Below are 13,128 nucleotides of genomic sequence, written 5' to 3'. Positions count from 1 at the left end.
TAAAAATAAAAAACATTAATTTTTATAATTAATGTTTTTTATTTTTATCTATCCTGGAAATTTAGCAAGAGCTACATCTTTTCCTAATTCTTCTTCAATTCGCAAGAATTGATTATATTTTTCAACCCGTTCACTTCGAGCCATTGAACCTGTTTTTATTTGGCCGGCATGCATGGCTACGGCAAAATCGGCAATGTAGCTATCAACCGTTTCACCTGAACGGTGAGAAATCATTGTCTTATAGCCTGCTTTTCTCGCTAAACTAATGGCTTCAATCGCTTCAGTTACTGTTCCGATTTGATTAAGTTTAATCAAAATAGCATTTGCTACGCCTTTTTTAATTCCTTCTTTGAAAATTTCGGGATTTGTCACAAAAATATCATCACCTACTAATTGAATTTTTTGACCTTGAGCTTTCGTTTGAGCTGCAAAGCCCTCCCAGTCATGTTCAGAAAATCCATCTTCAATAGAAATAAGTGCTGGATATTTTTCAACTAAATTTTCATAGTAAGTCAATAGTTCTTTAGAAGTCAATTTTTGCCCTTCAAAACGATAAACTTTTTCTTTATCATCATAAAATTCGCTTGAAGCTGGGTCAATGGCAATCGCAATTTCTTCACCAGGAACATATTCTGCACTTTCAATTGCTTGATAAAGTGTAGCAATTGCATTTTCAGTAGAACCAAGTTTAGGGGCAAAGCCACCTTCATCACCTACGGCTGTTTCTAGCCCTTTGTCAGCTAAAATTTTCTTCAGAGTATGGTAGATATTTGCAATTTTTTCTAAACCATCGCGAAAACTTTCCCGTTTGACTGGTGTAATCAAAAATTCTTGAACGTCAATTCCTGAATCGGCATGTACTCCACCATTAATGACATTGAAAAATGGTTGTGGAAGTTCCAAATCAACTCCACCAAGATAGCGATAGAGTGGAATTTTTTCACTATTCGCTGCCGCACGAGATATGGCCATTGAAACCCCTAAAATTGCATTAGCCCCTAAACGAGATTTATTTTTTGTCCCGTCAAGCTCAATCATCAAATGATCTAATTTTGCTTGATTAAATGGTGATTGTCCTTTCAAGGCTTCATAAATTTCGCCATTGACATTTGCGACGGCTTTAGAAACGCCTTTCCCTTGAAGACGGTCTCCACCATCTCTTAATTCAACTGCTTCACGGTCTCCGGTTGATGCTCCTGAGGGTACTGCTGCGCGTCCTAGTGTTCCATCTGTTAATCTAACATCTACCTCAGCGGTTGGATTTCCTCTAGAATCAAAAATTTCTCTTGCGTGGATGTTTTCGATTGTGACTGTCATAATAAATCTCCTTTTCTTTGCCTTTAATGCCTTGTAAGTCAAAGAAAAAATGGCAGACTACAAGGCAAAAAAAGGCTTTGCTTTGTAGGCGCCATTAGATTCAAGCTATTTCTTGAAACGGTTTCGGGTGTGCACCATACCCATCTACTATTAATTTACCACTTTATTTTTATGAGGTCAAATTTTTGAAACTTATATTTTAAAAAATACATTTATCATTAAGCAAAATTGTGTTATAATCACTATAATTCGCTCCTGTCAGTAAAGACAGAGCATCAGTAAGGAATGACATGAAAACACTACTTGTTCTATGTGAAGTTAAATATTGGCATGATTTTAGAGAGGGCTTGGCAAAAGTTGGCGTTTCTTTTCTTGGTTTTGATAAGAAAAAACCTAATCGATTTGAGATTGACCAACTTGTTGCCAAAGCTGATTTCGTCGTTATGAGAAACCGAAATGTGGCTCATCATTCAGTTCAATTTGCTAAAGAAGCTTGTAAAGCAACCGATACACCTTTTTGGATTAGTAGTAATTTTGGTTTAGAAACCATTATCAAGCAACTTTCTCAAACTTTTCCAGATGAATCTTTTGAAAGCACCGACCAAAATAAGAAAAGCAAAAGGAAAAATCAAAATAGAGTTCTGCAAAAGCAAAATTCTTTAGCCGAAAGTGCCCAAAGCAAAGAAAGTCAAAATTATTTAAAAGGAAAAAAGAAGCATCTCCCTCTCAAATCGGCGCTAAAAGATTTCAAAATTACTGACGACGAACCAGATTTTACAAAATTATTTAAAAAATAAGCGCTGGCGCATTTGTCAGTGCTTATTTTTAGTGACAGAATTTCTGTCAGAAGATAGCCGTTGGCACTTTAGCGCTTACGGATATACTCAAATGTCCATCAGTAACTTTTAAATTAATTTTTCTTTATGAATTTGTTCAAAAGTTTTTTCACCATCATTGAGTTTTTCCCAAATGACAACTTGTCCTTGTTTTCGAGATTTTGGTACATCGATAATCCGCTGATTTGATGACCCACGGAATTGGAGCATTAAGTTTTTCTTTGATAATTCAAAACGACCGTCAACTAAAATATCTAACAAATCAAGCATTTCTAATTTGTCATCTGTTTCAAGTAGCATCTCTTCCCATGTATAACCTGTCCATGACCAAATATCTTTATCCGGTAACTCACGACGAATCCGTTTGAGCAAAGGAATCAAAAATGTCGTATTCAAGAAAGGTTCCCCACCAAGAAGCGTCAGACCTTGGACATAAGGCTGAGCAAGGTCAGCCATAATTTTATCTTCAAGCTCTTTAGTATAGGGCGTTCCATAACGAAATGACCAAGTGGCTTGATTATAGCAGCCCTCGCAATGAAACATACAACCGCTCACATAAAGCGAACAGCGTACCCCTTCACCATCAACGAAATTGAAGGGTTTATAATCTGCAATATAATTTTGTGAGAGTTCATCAGCTCTCCATTCTCCTGGTTTTGGATTGTTCATACTTTCTCTAATTCTTTTATGCTAGTAGATTACTTTTAAATTTTTCAATCTTCGTCCTGCCCTCCAACTGCACTAATCAAAATTGTAGCTCCGACAGCAACAATACCAGTAGCAAGACTTACGATAGCGGCAGAGTGTTTTTCCAAAAATCTTTTATCTTCTTTATCCATATCTTGCAACATTTTAGCCAATTCTATCAACTTGTCGTAAAGAAACATTCTCTCATCTTGTTCAATATCTTCTTTAGCTATACTTTGTGAAAGTGTTTTTTGGATTTCCCCAATTATTTCTACCTTTTGCATTGACTCTTCTTTACTTGTATCTATAATATTTTTTAAAAGGTCTGGCACAGTTTTATTTACATATTCTTTGATGGCTGAAAACATTTCAGGAGAGTTTTCCATAATCTGCTTAGCAAGTTCTGGATCTATTTTCTTTTTATTAATCAGGCTTAATATATTCCCAAATTTATCTATTGACAGATTCTTTAATTCAGATACACCCAATACTTTGGCAACTTTTTTCTCTTTCATACTTATTTCTCCGCAAAATATTTTGATTTTGCTTCGTCAACTTCGACTGAATCAATCAAATTTCCATCGTTCAAAGCTCCGACAGAACCATTCATATGTTTTACACGTGATGAAATTTCTTTGTGACGACCATGAACCATTGGACGTGCTTGCGGATTTCCAAGATATCCACAAGTTCTTTTGACAACGTCACAGGTTTTAGGATCATCATTGCCACATTGTGGACATTTAAATCCACGTTCCGTTGCCGCAAAATCTCCTTCAAAGCCACAAGCATAGCAGTGGTCAATTGGTGCATTTGTTCCAAGATATCCAATGCGATCGTAGGCAAAGTCCCAGACTGCTTCAAGAGCTTTCGGATTTTGTTGAAGAACAGGATATTCACAGTAATGAATGAATCCACCATTGGCATAAACAGGATAGTCTTTTTCAAACTCTAATTTTTCAAATGGAGTTGGATTTTTACGCACATCATAGTGGAAAGAATTAGTATAGTAATCTTTGTCAGTAATATCTGCAACTGAACCGAATTTTTCTTTATCCATTCGGCAGAAACGGTCAGTTAAACTTTCTGACGGTGTTGAGTAAACAGAATAATGATAACCAGAGGCTTTAGACCAATCTTCACAATCTTCATGCATTCGTTTCACAATTTCAATTGTAAAAGCTTTAGCTTCAGGATTATTTTCCCAAGTTGGGCCATAAAATGTAGTCGCCACTTCATAAAGTCCAATGTAACCTAAACTTACAGTTGCACGTTCTTTATTGTACAATTCATCAACTGAACCTTCGGCATCAAGACGTCCCAATGCACCATTCATAAAGAGAATAGGTGCATTTTTAGGTTGTGCTTCTTTAGCACGTTCAACACGAAAGGCAAGCGCATCATGAGCAATTTCAATTCTTTCATTGAAGATTTCCCAAAATTTTTCTTTATTTCCAGCGGCTTCAAGAGCAATACGTGGAAGGTTAACTGTAACAACTCCAAGATTATTACGTCCAGCAGTCACGTCATTCCCATTTTCATCTTTCCAGCCTTGTAAGAATGAACGACAACCCATTGAAGCTTTAAATGAACCTGTTAATTCAACAATTTTATCATAGCTCAAAATATCAGGGTACATCCGTTTTGTTGAACATTCAAGTGCAAGTTCTTTGATGTCATAGTTTGGTGTCCCTACTTCAAGGTTAAGTCCACGTTTGAGTGTGAAAATTAATTTAGGGAAAATGGCAGTACGGTGTTCTGAACCTAAACCACCAATCCGTACTTTCAAAATCGCTTTTTGAATTTCACGCGCATACCAATCATCTCCAAGACCAAAACCAACCGTCACAAAAGGCGTTTGACCATTTGAAGTAAACAAAGTATTAATTTCATATTCTAAAGATTGCATTGCATCATAGATATCTTTGGCTGTTTTTTCACGAGCATAAGCTTCTTGTTTTTCAGCACCCTCAATCCATTTTTGGGCATCTTTTAAATGTTTTTTATAATTTAATTTTGCGTAAGGCGCCAATACTTCATCGGCACGGTCAAATGAACAACCACCATATTGTGAACTAGCCACGTTAGCGATGATTTGACTGGCTTGCGCAGTTGCTGTTTGAATTGATTTTGGCGAATCTACTTGCGCATTGCCAAGTTTAAAACCATTTTCAAACATATTTTTAAAGTCAATCAAACAACAGTTAGCCATTGTAGTAAATGGACTATAATCAAGGTCATGATAATGAATGTCACCTTTTTGGTGAGCATTTGCCACATGTGGCGGAAGAAGTTTCAAACCAATTGCTTTGGAAACCGCACCAGCTGTCAAATCACGTTGAGTATTGAAAACGTTAGAATCTTTATTGGCATTTTCATTAACGACAGTTTGGTCGCGATTAATTAATTTTTCAATCGTGAAATTGATATCCGTTGCTTTGGTACGGGCCAAATCACGGTTAGCACGATAAGAGATATATTCTTCAGCCAATTGAGTTTCACCAGACTCAAGGAGTTCTTGCTCAACAATTGATTGAATTTCATAAATTTTGACATTTTCAGAAAAACGAGTAAAGATTTCACTGACTACTCTGTCAGTAAGTTCTGAAAGAACCGACATATCTGTCAGTTCGACTTTTTTAGCCGCTTTAGTCAAAGCATCAAAAATTTTCTCACTGTTAAATTTCACTGAGCGTCCGTCACGCTTTATCACATTAATTTCTTCTAGTGTTACATCTTGATATTTTACTTCACTTTTCATATTAACCATCCTCTTCAATTACATCATCTATTTTATCAAATTCTCGGAAATGACACAATATATAGGTTAAATTATGTAAATACACACAATATCTTGTGTTGCTTGTTTTCATTCCCTTTTCTCAATTTCGCAAAGTAAAATATAATCTCTTTGTATTCAAAATGTAATTAATGTGTCTTAAATCAGACTTTTTCTCTAAATTCTCATATTTTTTAGCCAATATAAAACATTAAATAAAAAACGTTTACAAACCGCCACATAATTGTCATCTTTTTCTTCCATTAACCGTGGTAAAATAGGGTAGTACTTATTTTATTCTGTATTTTCAGGAAAGGAATTATTTATGCCAGTTTCTCGTATTAAAGTAAAAAATAGACATTTAAAAAAGAAAGCCAAAAAACCACTGGCTTTTTATAAACCAGCGACCAAATTTGCTGGCGCCGTTCTCATCGCGGGAACTTTGACGACCACTCATGAGCTTTTGCTCCAACAAACAAGCCCAATGGTTCAAGCCGCAACCAATTCGACAGAAGCTTTTATTGAAAGTATTGCTGCATCAGCAAAACCAGTTGCCGATAGTAATGGTCTTTATCCTTCAGTTATGATTGCCCAAGCTATTTTGGAAAGTAACTGGGGTTCAAGCCAACTTTCTCGTGCCCCCTATTATAATTTATTCGGTATTCAGGGAACTTATCAAGGAAAAAGCGTTGTTTTTAAAACTCAAGAATATCTCAATGGTAAATGGGTCACAAAAGATATGCCATTTAGGGTTTATCCTTCCTTTAACCAAAGTTTCCAAGACAATGCTTATGTTTTAAAAACTACAAACTTTGGAAATGGTCCTTATTATGCTAAAGCTTGGCGAGCAAACGCAGCAACTTATCAAGCTGCAACCGCAGCTTTAACAGGAAAATATGCAACTGATCCTAATTATGGTGCTTCCCTGAATCGAATTATTTCTCAATATAATTTGACTCGTTTTGACGGTGCTTCTTCTGCTGGTACTTCTAATTCCGGTGGTTCAACAGCTACAAATACCAATAATAATTCAAATACAAGCTCAACCACTTATACGGTTAAATCTGGCGATACACTTTGGGGGATTTCGCAAAAATATGGAATTAGTGTTGCTCAAATCCAAAGCGCAAACAATCTTAAAAGTACAGTCATCTATATTGGGCAAAAGCTTGTATTGACAACTTCAACTTCTTCGTCTAATACAAATAATTCAAATTCTTCAGGAAATTCTGCCGCAAGCACAACGCCCACTACTTCGGTCACTCCTGCTAAACCAGCTTCACAGACGACAATTAAGGTTAAATCTGGCGATACGCTCTGGGGACTCTCTGTCAAATATAAAACGACGATTGGTCAACTCAAGAGTTGGAATCATTTGAATTCTGATACAATTTATATTGGACAAAACTTGATCGTTTCACAATCTGCTGGTTCTTCAAGTTCTTCAGCAGGTTCAAGCTCAGCCTCTACAAGTTCAACTTCTAACTCTTCTGCAGCTTCAAATACCTCTATCCATAAGGTTGTTAAAGGAGATACGCTTTGGGGGCTTTCACAAAAATCTGGTAGCCCAATTGCTTCAATTAAGGCTTGGAATCATTTATCAAGTGATACCATTTTAATTGGTCAATATCTTCGTATTAAATAAATTGTAATTTATAAAATAAAAAAGAATGAAAGTTAATTCATTCTTTTTTTAATTCTTTTAAAACAGACTGAAGATGAATCGATTGAGTCGGTTCAGACATTCCAACAGTCATTTCCCAAGGTGTTGTCTCTTTTTCAAGCGCGAGTTCAAGAAAAACGCGTTGAAATGAAGTTAATTCTTCAGAACTCATTAAATAATCAATATCTGTTTTTGAAAGTAAAATTTTGTCCCGTTGAATCACTTTATTTAAATAACGGACCCAAAGTTCTAAATTCCATTTAGACTTTTGAGCAGCATTCAGGAGATATTCAATCCACGTCATTGCAATAACCTCAGTATTTTTGGATTTTTTCGTAAATAATTTTTTAAGGCATCTTCGCCATAAGCTAAACTAAAAGCCTCCAAAATGACCGCTGGGTCTGCTGAACCATCTGTATGTTTAAATCGTTCTAAGAGAGGATCTGGGCTTTCAATTTTTAATTTTTTCATTATTTTTGCGATGTCTGGAACATCTTTGGTTCGGCCAGCTTGTATTTTATCGATAAGAATAGATTCAAGTGATGACAGACCAACAGTCAAATGACTTTCCACAAAAATAATAGTTTCATCTGTTTTTGAATGAGACATGACTTCGCCGACTGCTTGACTCAACCAAGGTTCATTAGAGGTTCCGACATGAAATTCTTCACCAATTTCTTGAATGATTTTTTCAACTTTCTCGGTACTTTCATAAAAGGCATCTATATCCTCTGTTGCCTTCATTCCATAGTATTCAAGGACGAAACCACCAACACAGTGTAAGTGAAGTTGCAAATTTTCTTCTGAAAGTTTTTCGTTCAAGCGGGAAAATAATTGATGATAATCCAAATTTATACCTCGCACTCACCTTCAAAATTTTTCTTATTTCTCACTCCATTATCAATTATCATAAGGATTTTGTCAAGTTGAAATTACTGACAGACCTGTCAGTAACTTTTTACCAAAATTAGGCATTCGTGATTTCTATTTGACAAGAACGCATTGTTTCAAGTGCTGCCAAATGTTTTTCAGGTGAAACTCCAGCACAGCAAGAAGCATCAACACTTATTTTTACTTCTGGCGCATAGGCTTTGATTAGCAAGGCATTGGAAACAACACAAATATCCGTACAAATTCCGACAAGTTCAACTTCATCATAATTTTCATCTCGAATAAATTCTGCCAATGTTCTTGAACCAAAAGTTGTTTTTTCAAAAATTTTAGCAAAGCCAACTTGAGCTTCTTTACGAATTTCCCAACCAAAAGTACCATTTTGACAATGAATAACTGGCAGATTTTTGCCTTCTTGTGTCGTTAAATAATCTTCAAAATGGGTGTCTTGGGTTGCTAGACGATTTTCTTTAGAATATTGAGAGAGTTTTTCAATAACATTTGGGATAATGGCTTGTGCTTCTTTTGTGCCCAAACTTCCATCAATAAAATCATTTTGAAAATCAACTAAAACAAGTGCTTTTTTCATCATTTCTCCTTGATATTTGATCATTTTTCTTTAATTATAGCAAAAATCTAAAAAGCCTGTCAGCAAAATTTTACTGACAGACCTTTTTAAATTACTGACCAAATTCTCTGCTGTCTTTTAAGAGATGTAAACAATCTGTCAGTAAAATATGTACATAATTATTCTTTAGAAATCAACTTCATCAGGGTTTTTAGCCAAACCAGCTTTTCCATGAAGGCTATCAATAAAAGCAATATCTTCAATACTTAAATCAAAATCAAAGATTTCTGCATTTTCTTTAATTCTTGCAGGGGTTACTGATTTAGGAAGTGGTAAATATCCTTTGTGAAGAGACCAACGCAATACCACTTGAGCAATACTCTTGTTATATTTACTTGCCAAGTCTGCAAGTTCTGGAACTTCAAAGATTTTACCTGTTCCAAGTGGGCTGTAAGCCTCAGTCAAGATATTGTTGTCAACATTAAAACTTACAATTTCTTCTTGTTGATCACTTGGGTTGACCATAATTTGGTTAACTGCTGGTTTAATTTCAGCAAATTTCAACAATGGTTTTAGGTGACGTGGGTGGAAGTTTGAAACACCAATCGCACGGATTTTACCAGCTTTTACGCCTGCTTCCATGGCTTTCCAAACTGCAAGATTACGTGTTTCAAAATCAGGGCGGAATGCTTTTGGATTTGGCCAATGAATGAGGTACAAATCAACATAATCAAGTCCCAATTTTTTTAAGGATTCATCCAAGGCTTTCGCAGCGTCCTCTGTTGTTCCTACGCCCCAAAGTTTTGTTGTAACGAAAAGTTCTTCACGGGGAATTCCTGAATCAGCAATTGCTTGACCGACTGATTCTTCATTTTTATAAACTGCCGCTGTATCAATATGACGATATCCTGCTTCAAGTGCTGCTTTTACCGCATTATAAGCTTCTTCTCCGCTCGCAGATTGCCAAGTTCCAAATCCAACTTTTGGAATTTTAATGCCATTATTTAGTGTGTAAGTATCTGTTAATGTCATGATTTTTTCTCCTTAGTAATTTTTAAAATACAACAACTCGCCATCAATGAAACTATTTGGACTTTTATATTCTTTCAATTGGAAACCATAGTTCTAACTCTTCAGGATTTTCTGCTGAAATTGATTGATGTTCTTGTACTGCTCCAACAATTTCTAAATCATTTTGAGTTAAATAATTCCACATGTCTGAATAAGTCTTGTTCATTTCATAAGTTGTTGTTTCAACAACGAAATAACGAAAACCTGGAAGTGTCCATTTAGTCCAATTTTCAGGCTTTTCCTCTGAATTTTCAACTTCAACGCCTGCCAGATAGAGTCCACCATTATTCCATGGTTTAAATTGCCCTGATTCATCAGACATGGCCCCCCAAATTGTGAGTGGCTGCTTAATCAAATGAATAATTTCCTCAAAAGCGTTGGTTGCTTCTTGCCAGAGTGGTGGAATCCAAATGTCAGCTTCTTGTGCTTTACCTAAGCCTTCTTTTCCAATGATGGAGAAAGATGACTTTTCAACTTCTCTGATGTTCACTTCCCCTCCTCACTCTTGTTGACAATGATGTTTCTTGCTTTTTTAAGCAATAAGGCTTCTTTTGAAACCGTTATAAAGTCATTTTACCACTTTATAATTAAAATGAAAAAATATTTCGCTCAAAAAATGATAGAATAGAATTAGAATTTAAAATAAAGGAGGAGATACTAACAAGGCTGACTTTTATCAGCTAAGTTTTGTATCCTATATCTTATGGCTGAAGTAGAATCTTTTCAATTAGACCACACAAAAGTACTTGCCCCTTATGTCCGCTTAATCGGTAGCGAAACTGGGCCTAAAGGCGATGTTATCACTAATTTTGACGTTCGTTTTGTTCAACCTAATGCGAATGCCATTGGAATGGCCGCTTTACATACTATTGAGCATAGCATGGCTAGTTTAATTCGCGATAGAATTGATGGCATGATTGACTTTTCGCCTTTTGGATGTCAAACTGGTTTCCACATGATTATGTGGGGTGAACATAGTTCAGAAGAAATTGCTAAAGTAATTAAGTCTTCTCTAGAAGAGCTTGCAAGTGACGAATTTGGTTGGGATAATGTCCCTGGTGTTGCTGAAAAAGAATGCGGAAATTACCGTAATCACTCACTTTTCGGTGCTAAAGAATGGTCTAAGAAAATTCTTTCTGAAGGAATTTCTACTGACCCTTACGAACGTAAAGTAATTTAAAGTTTACTCTAAAAAGCTCAGTATTTTTAAATCACAAGTGCAACTTCATTTCCTTTAGTAAGGAATTTAATCGGTCAAATTTTTACTGACAGCTCTGTCAGTAACTTTTTGACTTTTATCAGTCAAATCCACTTAGAAAGGAACTGAATTCAGTAGGCACTTTGCTTACTGAAACCTAATTTATCTTATGGGAAAATATCAACTTGATAATAAAGGACAGAAATCTGTCGGAAAATTTCACGAAAAAAACTCAACGGTAGGCGGAAAAGGCATTAATACAAAGAATGCCACTCAAGCTAAAATTGAAGCCCTCCGTGCCAAAATGGAGAATAAAAAGAATGACAAAAAAGCTTAATATTGCCTATGTTGGTTTTGGTAAATCAACAAATCGCTATCATATTCCTTACGTGAAAGAACGTGAGAATATTGTGATTAAACGAATTGTCAACCGGACTTTAGGAAAACGTCCTGAACAAGCAGAATTAGAAGCAAATGGAACTTTGTTCTCCACTGACATCGCCGATATTATTAACGATGATTCAATTGATTTAGTAGTCATTGTGACTCCAGCTTTTGCTCACTATGACTATGCTAAGGAACTCCTTTCAGCTGGAAAAAATGTACTCTGTGATAAACCATTAGTCGAAACCTTGGAACAAGCTAAAGAATTGGTAGCTCTTGCCAAAGAAAAAAATCTTTTCTTCATGCCTTTCCAAAATCGACGCTTTGACAGCGACTTTTTAACTGTCAAAAAAGTGATTGAGCAAGGTTATTTGGGTGATTTGGTAGATATCACTGTCAATATGGACCACTTTAGACCAAATGATGCCAGTCAAGGTGGAAATTTTGATGGCGCTTGGTATGGTCACGGTGTCCATTTAGTGGACCAAATGGTTTCACTTTTTGGCGCTCCCAAAGAAGTTCAATATGATATTCGAGCAACAAGAGATTATGACAGTGTCGATGATTATTTTTCTGTCAATCTTCTTTATCCAAACTTGCGAGCAACTGTTGCTGCTACTGAAGTCGCTGCTCTACCACACCCAAAATGGCTTGTTTATGGTACGAGAGGAACTTTCATCAAAATGGATGTTGACCAACAAGAAAATGATTTAAAAGTTGGCATGTTCCCAGGTGATGAAGGTTTTGGGCAAGACAGTCCGGCTGATTTTGGGCAGCTTACCTATTTCAATCAAAATGGTGACCGTATTGTGAAACATATTCCGACGGTTGCTGGTGATTATGGTAGAGTTTATGATTCAGCTTATGAATCAATTATTAATGGAGCTGACAAGTTGGTTTCAGATGAACAAATTTTGGCTGTCATTAAAACCTTGGAAAATGGTTTTTCTAAATAATAATAAAAAGACTTATCAACTGATAAGTCTTTTTTTACTGACAGCCTATTTTTTCTTATTGGCTTTTTGTAATTTACTGACCAAACCTTTGAATTGACCTTCAAAAGTCAGGACATTATTGAAAATATCTTCGCCATCATTAAGCATTTTGACAGTTACCCAGCCTAAGGCTTCTGTAATTGTTGTCGCCACTGTGGCATTAATTGCTCCACCTGCAATTGTTCCCACCGCAGGAACAAATTTTAAAACATTCCCTACAAGGCTTCGACCTAAACCAACAACAACTAATTCCTTAGTGATTCCTTTTGCCAATGCTTCTGACCAAGAAGCCCCAAATATCTTATAAAGTCGCATCATCATTGTCAATTGAATCGGAACAAGCAAGACGGCATCTGAAAAGGGAATTGGTGAAAAGCCAACAATTGCCGCCGTCAAGGTAGCGAAATGAATGGTTTCATGACATTTTCTTCGCGTTTGACTGTCAACTCCAACCAAAAATTCATCAAAGAGATGGTCAAATTTCTGAGAATTGCTAGCTAAAAACTGTTCTGCTTTCGCTTTTGAAACAGTTAAAGAAGAACTGATTATTTTTGCGGAACGAGCAGGCATTTTTTTGAGCACTTGATTAAAAAACTCCTCAAAAGCTGCATTGCTTTCTTGATTTTTTTCTTTTATTTTCTTATCTGATTTTTTAAACATTATCGCTCCTTCTCTCTTGTTTTTAACTCATTATAACAAAATAGGCTCCTAATACGCGAAAAAATCAATCAATAATTTG

Annotated in this window: 15 protein-coding genes and 1 riboswitch; of the genes, 5 read left to right on the top strand and 10 right to left on the bottom strand. The window is 35.9% G+C overall.

The features are described from left to right. Positions 1 to 48: 48 nt before the first annotated feature. Positions 49 to 1,317: a phosphopyruvate hydratase gene (gene eno, locus ACRYLU_RS01370; RefSeq protein ID WP_445081098.1), complete on the bottom strand. Its 1,269-nt coding sequence runs from the start codon at positions 1,315 to 1,317 to the stop codon at positions 49 to 51. Between the two features lie 78 nt (positions 1,318 to 1,395). Further along, a riboswitch (Fluoride riboswitch) is annotated at positions 1,396 to 1,468 on the bottom strand. Between the two features lie 139 nt (positions 1,469 to 1,607). Here eno and ACRYLU_RS01365 point away from each other — a divergent pair. Continuing rightward, entirely contained in the window at positions 1,608 to 2,114 is a 507-nt protein-coding gene (locus ACRYLU_RS01365) for a DUF2325 domain-containing protein (RefSeq protein WP_038598900.1), read from the top strand. Positions 2,115 to 2,222: 108 nt separating this feature from the next. Here ACRYLU_RS01365 and nrdG read toward each other — a convergent pair whose 3' ends face one another. The 3 genes from nrdG to nrdD are packed head-to-tail and all read right to left on the bottom strand — an operon-like array spanning position 2,223 to position 5,601. Then, positions 2,223 to 2,822, bottom strand: coding sequence for an anaerobic ribonucleoside-triphosphate reductase activating protein (gene nrdG / locus ACRYLU_RS01360; protein WP_003131196.1), 600 nt, complete (start codon positions 2,820 to 2,822; stop codon positions 2,223 to 2,225). Between the two features lie 44 nt (positions 2,823 to 2,866). Continuing rightward, positions 2,867 to 3,355 (bottom strand): hypothetical protein, encoded by a 489-nt coding sequence (locus tag ACRYLU_RS01355; RefSeq protein ID WP_146978359.1) that lies wholly within the window; start codon positions 3,353 to 3,355, stop codon positions 2,867 to 2,869. A gap of 2 nt (positions 3,356 to 3,357) precedes the next feature. Then, a complete protein-coding gene (gene nrdD, locus ACRYLU_RS01350; RefSeq protein WP_038598895.1) occupies positions 3,358 to 5,601 on the bottom strand; it encodes an anaerobic ribonucleoside-triphosphate reductase in 2,244 nt (747 codons plus the stop codon). Between the two features lie 343 nt (positions 5,602 to 5,944). Here nrdD and ACRYLU_RS01345 point away from each other — a divergent pair, with 343 nt between their 5' ends. Then, positions 5,945 to 7,264: a LysM peptidoglycan-binding domain-containing protein gene (locus ACRYLU_RS01345; protein ID WP_445081097.1), complete on the top strand. Its 1,320-nt coding sequence runs from the start codon at positions 5,945 to 5,947 to the stop codon at positions 7,262 to 7,264. A gap of 37 nt (positions 7,265 to 7,301) precedes the next feature. Here ACRYLU_RS01345 and ACRYLU_RS01340 read toward each other — a convergent pair whose 3' ends face one another. The 5 genes from ACRYLU_RS01340 to ACRYLU_RS01320 form a co-directional block, all read right to left on the bottom strand. Beyond that, positions 7,302 to 7,586 carry a hypothetical protein gene (locus ACRYLU_RS01340; RefSeq protein WP_003131192.1) on the bottom strand — a complete coding sequence of 95 codons (285 nt, stop codon included), beginning with the start codon at positions 7,584 to 7,586 and terminating at the stop codon, positions 7,302 to 7,304. Further along, the gene (locus tag ACRYLU_RS01335) at positions 7,583 to 8,131 is read right to left on the bottom strand and encodes a DUF6036 family nucleotidyltransferase (RefSeq protein ID WP_033900392.1); all 549 of its coding nucleotides are present in this window, start codon (positions 8,129 to 8,131) and stop codon (positions 7,583 to 7,585) included. The genes ACRYLU_RS01340 and ACRYLU_RS01335 overlap by 4 nt, the downstream gene beginning before the upstream one ends. A 118-nt stretch (positions 8,132 to 8,249) precedes the next feature. Further along, positions 8,250 to 8,762, bottom strand: a complete 513-nt coding sequence (locus ACRYLU_RS01330; protein ID WP_023189990.1) for a cysteine hydrolase family protein — start codon at positions 8,760 to 8,762, stop codon at positions 8,250 to 8,252. A 165-nt stretch (positions 8,763 to 8,927) separates the two neighbouring features. After that, positions 8,928 to 9,773: an aldo/keto reductase gene (locus ACRYLU_RS01325; RefSeq protein ID WP_003131189.1), complete on the bottom strand. Its 846-nt coding sequence runs from the start codon at positions 9,771 to 9,773 to the stop codon at positions 8,928 to 8,930. A gap of 64 nt (positions 9,774 to 9,837) precedes the next feature. Beyond that, the gene (locus tag ACRYLU_RS01320; protein ID WP_445081096.1) at positions 9,838 to 10,302 is read right to left on the bottom strand and encodes a GyrI-like domain-containing protein; all 465 of its coding nucleotides are present in this window, start codon (positions 10,300 to 10,302) and stop codon (positions 9,838 to 9,840) included. A gap of 213 nt (positions 10,303 to 10,515) precedes the next feature. On the opposite strand from ACRYLU_RS01320, the gene ACRYLU_RS01315 reads away from it, so the two are divergent. The 3 genes from ACRYLU_RS01315 to ACRYLU_RS01305 all read left to right on the top strand — a co-directional run bounded on the left by ACRYLU_RS01315 (position 10,516) and on the right by ACRYLU_RS01305 (position 12,350). Further along, complete coding sequence (locus ACRYLU_RS01315; protein ID WP_003131187.1) at positions 10,516 to 10,992, top strand: S-ribosylhomocysteine lyase; 477 nt, start codon at positions 10,516 to 10,518, stop codon at positions 10,990 to 10,992. 187 nt (positions 10,993 to 11,179) lie between these two features. Then, positions 11,180 to 11,347, top strand: coding sequence for a hypothetical protein (locus ACRYLU_RS01310; RefSeq protein ID WP_003131184.1), 168 nt, complete (start codon positions 11,180 to 11,182; stop codon positions 11,345 to 11,347). Then, entirely contained in the window at positions 11,331 to 12,350 is a 1,020-nt protein-coding gene (locus ACRYLU_RS01305; RefSeq protein ID WP_017864067.1) for a Gfo/Idh/MocA family oxidoreductase, read from the top strand. Before ACRYLU_RS01310 ends, ACRYLU_RS01305 begins: the two co-directional genes overlap by 17 nt. 45 nt (positions 12,351 to 12,395) lie before the next feature. Here ACRYLU_RS01305 and ACRYLU_RS01300 read toward each other — a convergent pair whose 3' ends face one another. After that, positions 12,396 to 13,049, bottom strand: a complete 654-nt coding sequence (locus ACRYLU_RS01300; RefSeq protein WP_038598871.1) for a YcjF family protein — start codon at positions 13,047 to 13,049, stop codon at positions 12,396 to 12,398. Positions 13,050 to 13,128 lie beyond the last annotated feature (79 nt).

The organism is Lactococcus sp. KTH0-1S, assembly GCF_052544945.1.
Note: the sequence above shows the minus strand (reverse complement) of the source record. Positions and strands in the feature narration are given on the sequence as shown.

Coding starts and splice junctions, on each gene's coding strand:
- eno (WP_445081098.1), bottom strand. CDS start 1,317: ATGACAGTCACAATCGAAAACATCCACGCAAGAGAAATTTTTGATTCT.
- ACRYLU_RS01365 (WP_038598900.1), top strand. CDS start 1,608: ATGAAAACACTACTTGTTCTATGTGAAGTTAAATATTGGCATGATTTT.
- nrdG (WP_003131196.1), bottom strand. CDS start 2,822: ATGAACAATCCAAAACCAGGAGAATGGAGAGCTGATGAACTCTCACAA.
- ACRYLU_RS01355 (WP_146978359.1), bottom strand. CDS start 3,355: ATGAAAGAGAAAAAAGTTGCCAAAGTATTGGGTGTATCTGAATTAAAG.
- nrdD (WP_038598895.1), bottom strand. CDS start 5,601: ATGAAAAGTGAAGTAAAATATCAAGATGTAACACTAGAAGAAATTAAT.
- ACRYLU_RS01345 (WP_445081097.1), top strand. CDS start 5,945: ATGCCAGTTTCTCGTATTAAAGTAAAAAATAGACATTTAAAAAAGAAA.
- ACRYLU_RS01340 (WP_003131192.1), bottom strand. CDS start 7,586: ATGACGTGGATTGAATATCTCCTGAATGCTGCTCAAAAGTCTAAATGG.
- ACRYLU_RS01330 (WP_023189990.1), bottom strand. CDS start 8,762: ATGAAAAAAGCACTTGTTTTAGTTGATTTTCAAAATGATTTTATTGAT.
- ACRYLU_RS01325 (WP_003131189.1), bottom strand. CDS start 9,773: ATGACATTAACAGATACTTACACACTAAATAATGGCATTAAAATTCCA.
- ACRYLU_RS01315 (WP_003131187.1), top strand. CDS start 10,516: ATGGCTGAAGTAGAATCTTTTCAATTAGACCACACAAAAGTACTTGCC.
- ACRYLU_RS01310 (WP_003131184.1), top strand. CDS start 11,180: ATGGGAAAATATCAACTTGATAATAAAGGACAGAAATCTGTCGGAAAA.
- ACRYLU_RS01305 (WP_017864067.1), top strand. CDS start 11,331: ATGACAAAAAAGCTTAATATTGCCTATGTTGGTTTTGGTAAATCAACA.
- ACRYLU_RS01300 (WP_038598871.1), bottom strand. CDS start 13,049: ATGTTTAAAAAATCAGATAAGAAAATAAAAGAAAAAAATCAAGAAAGC.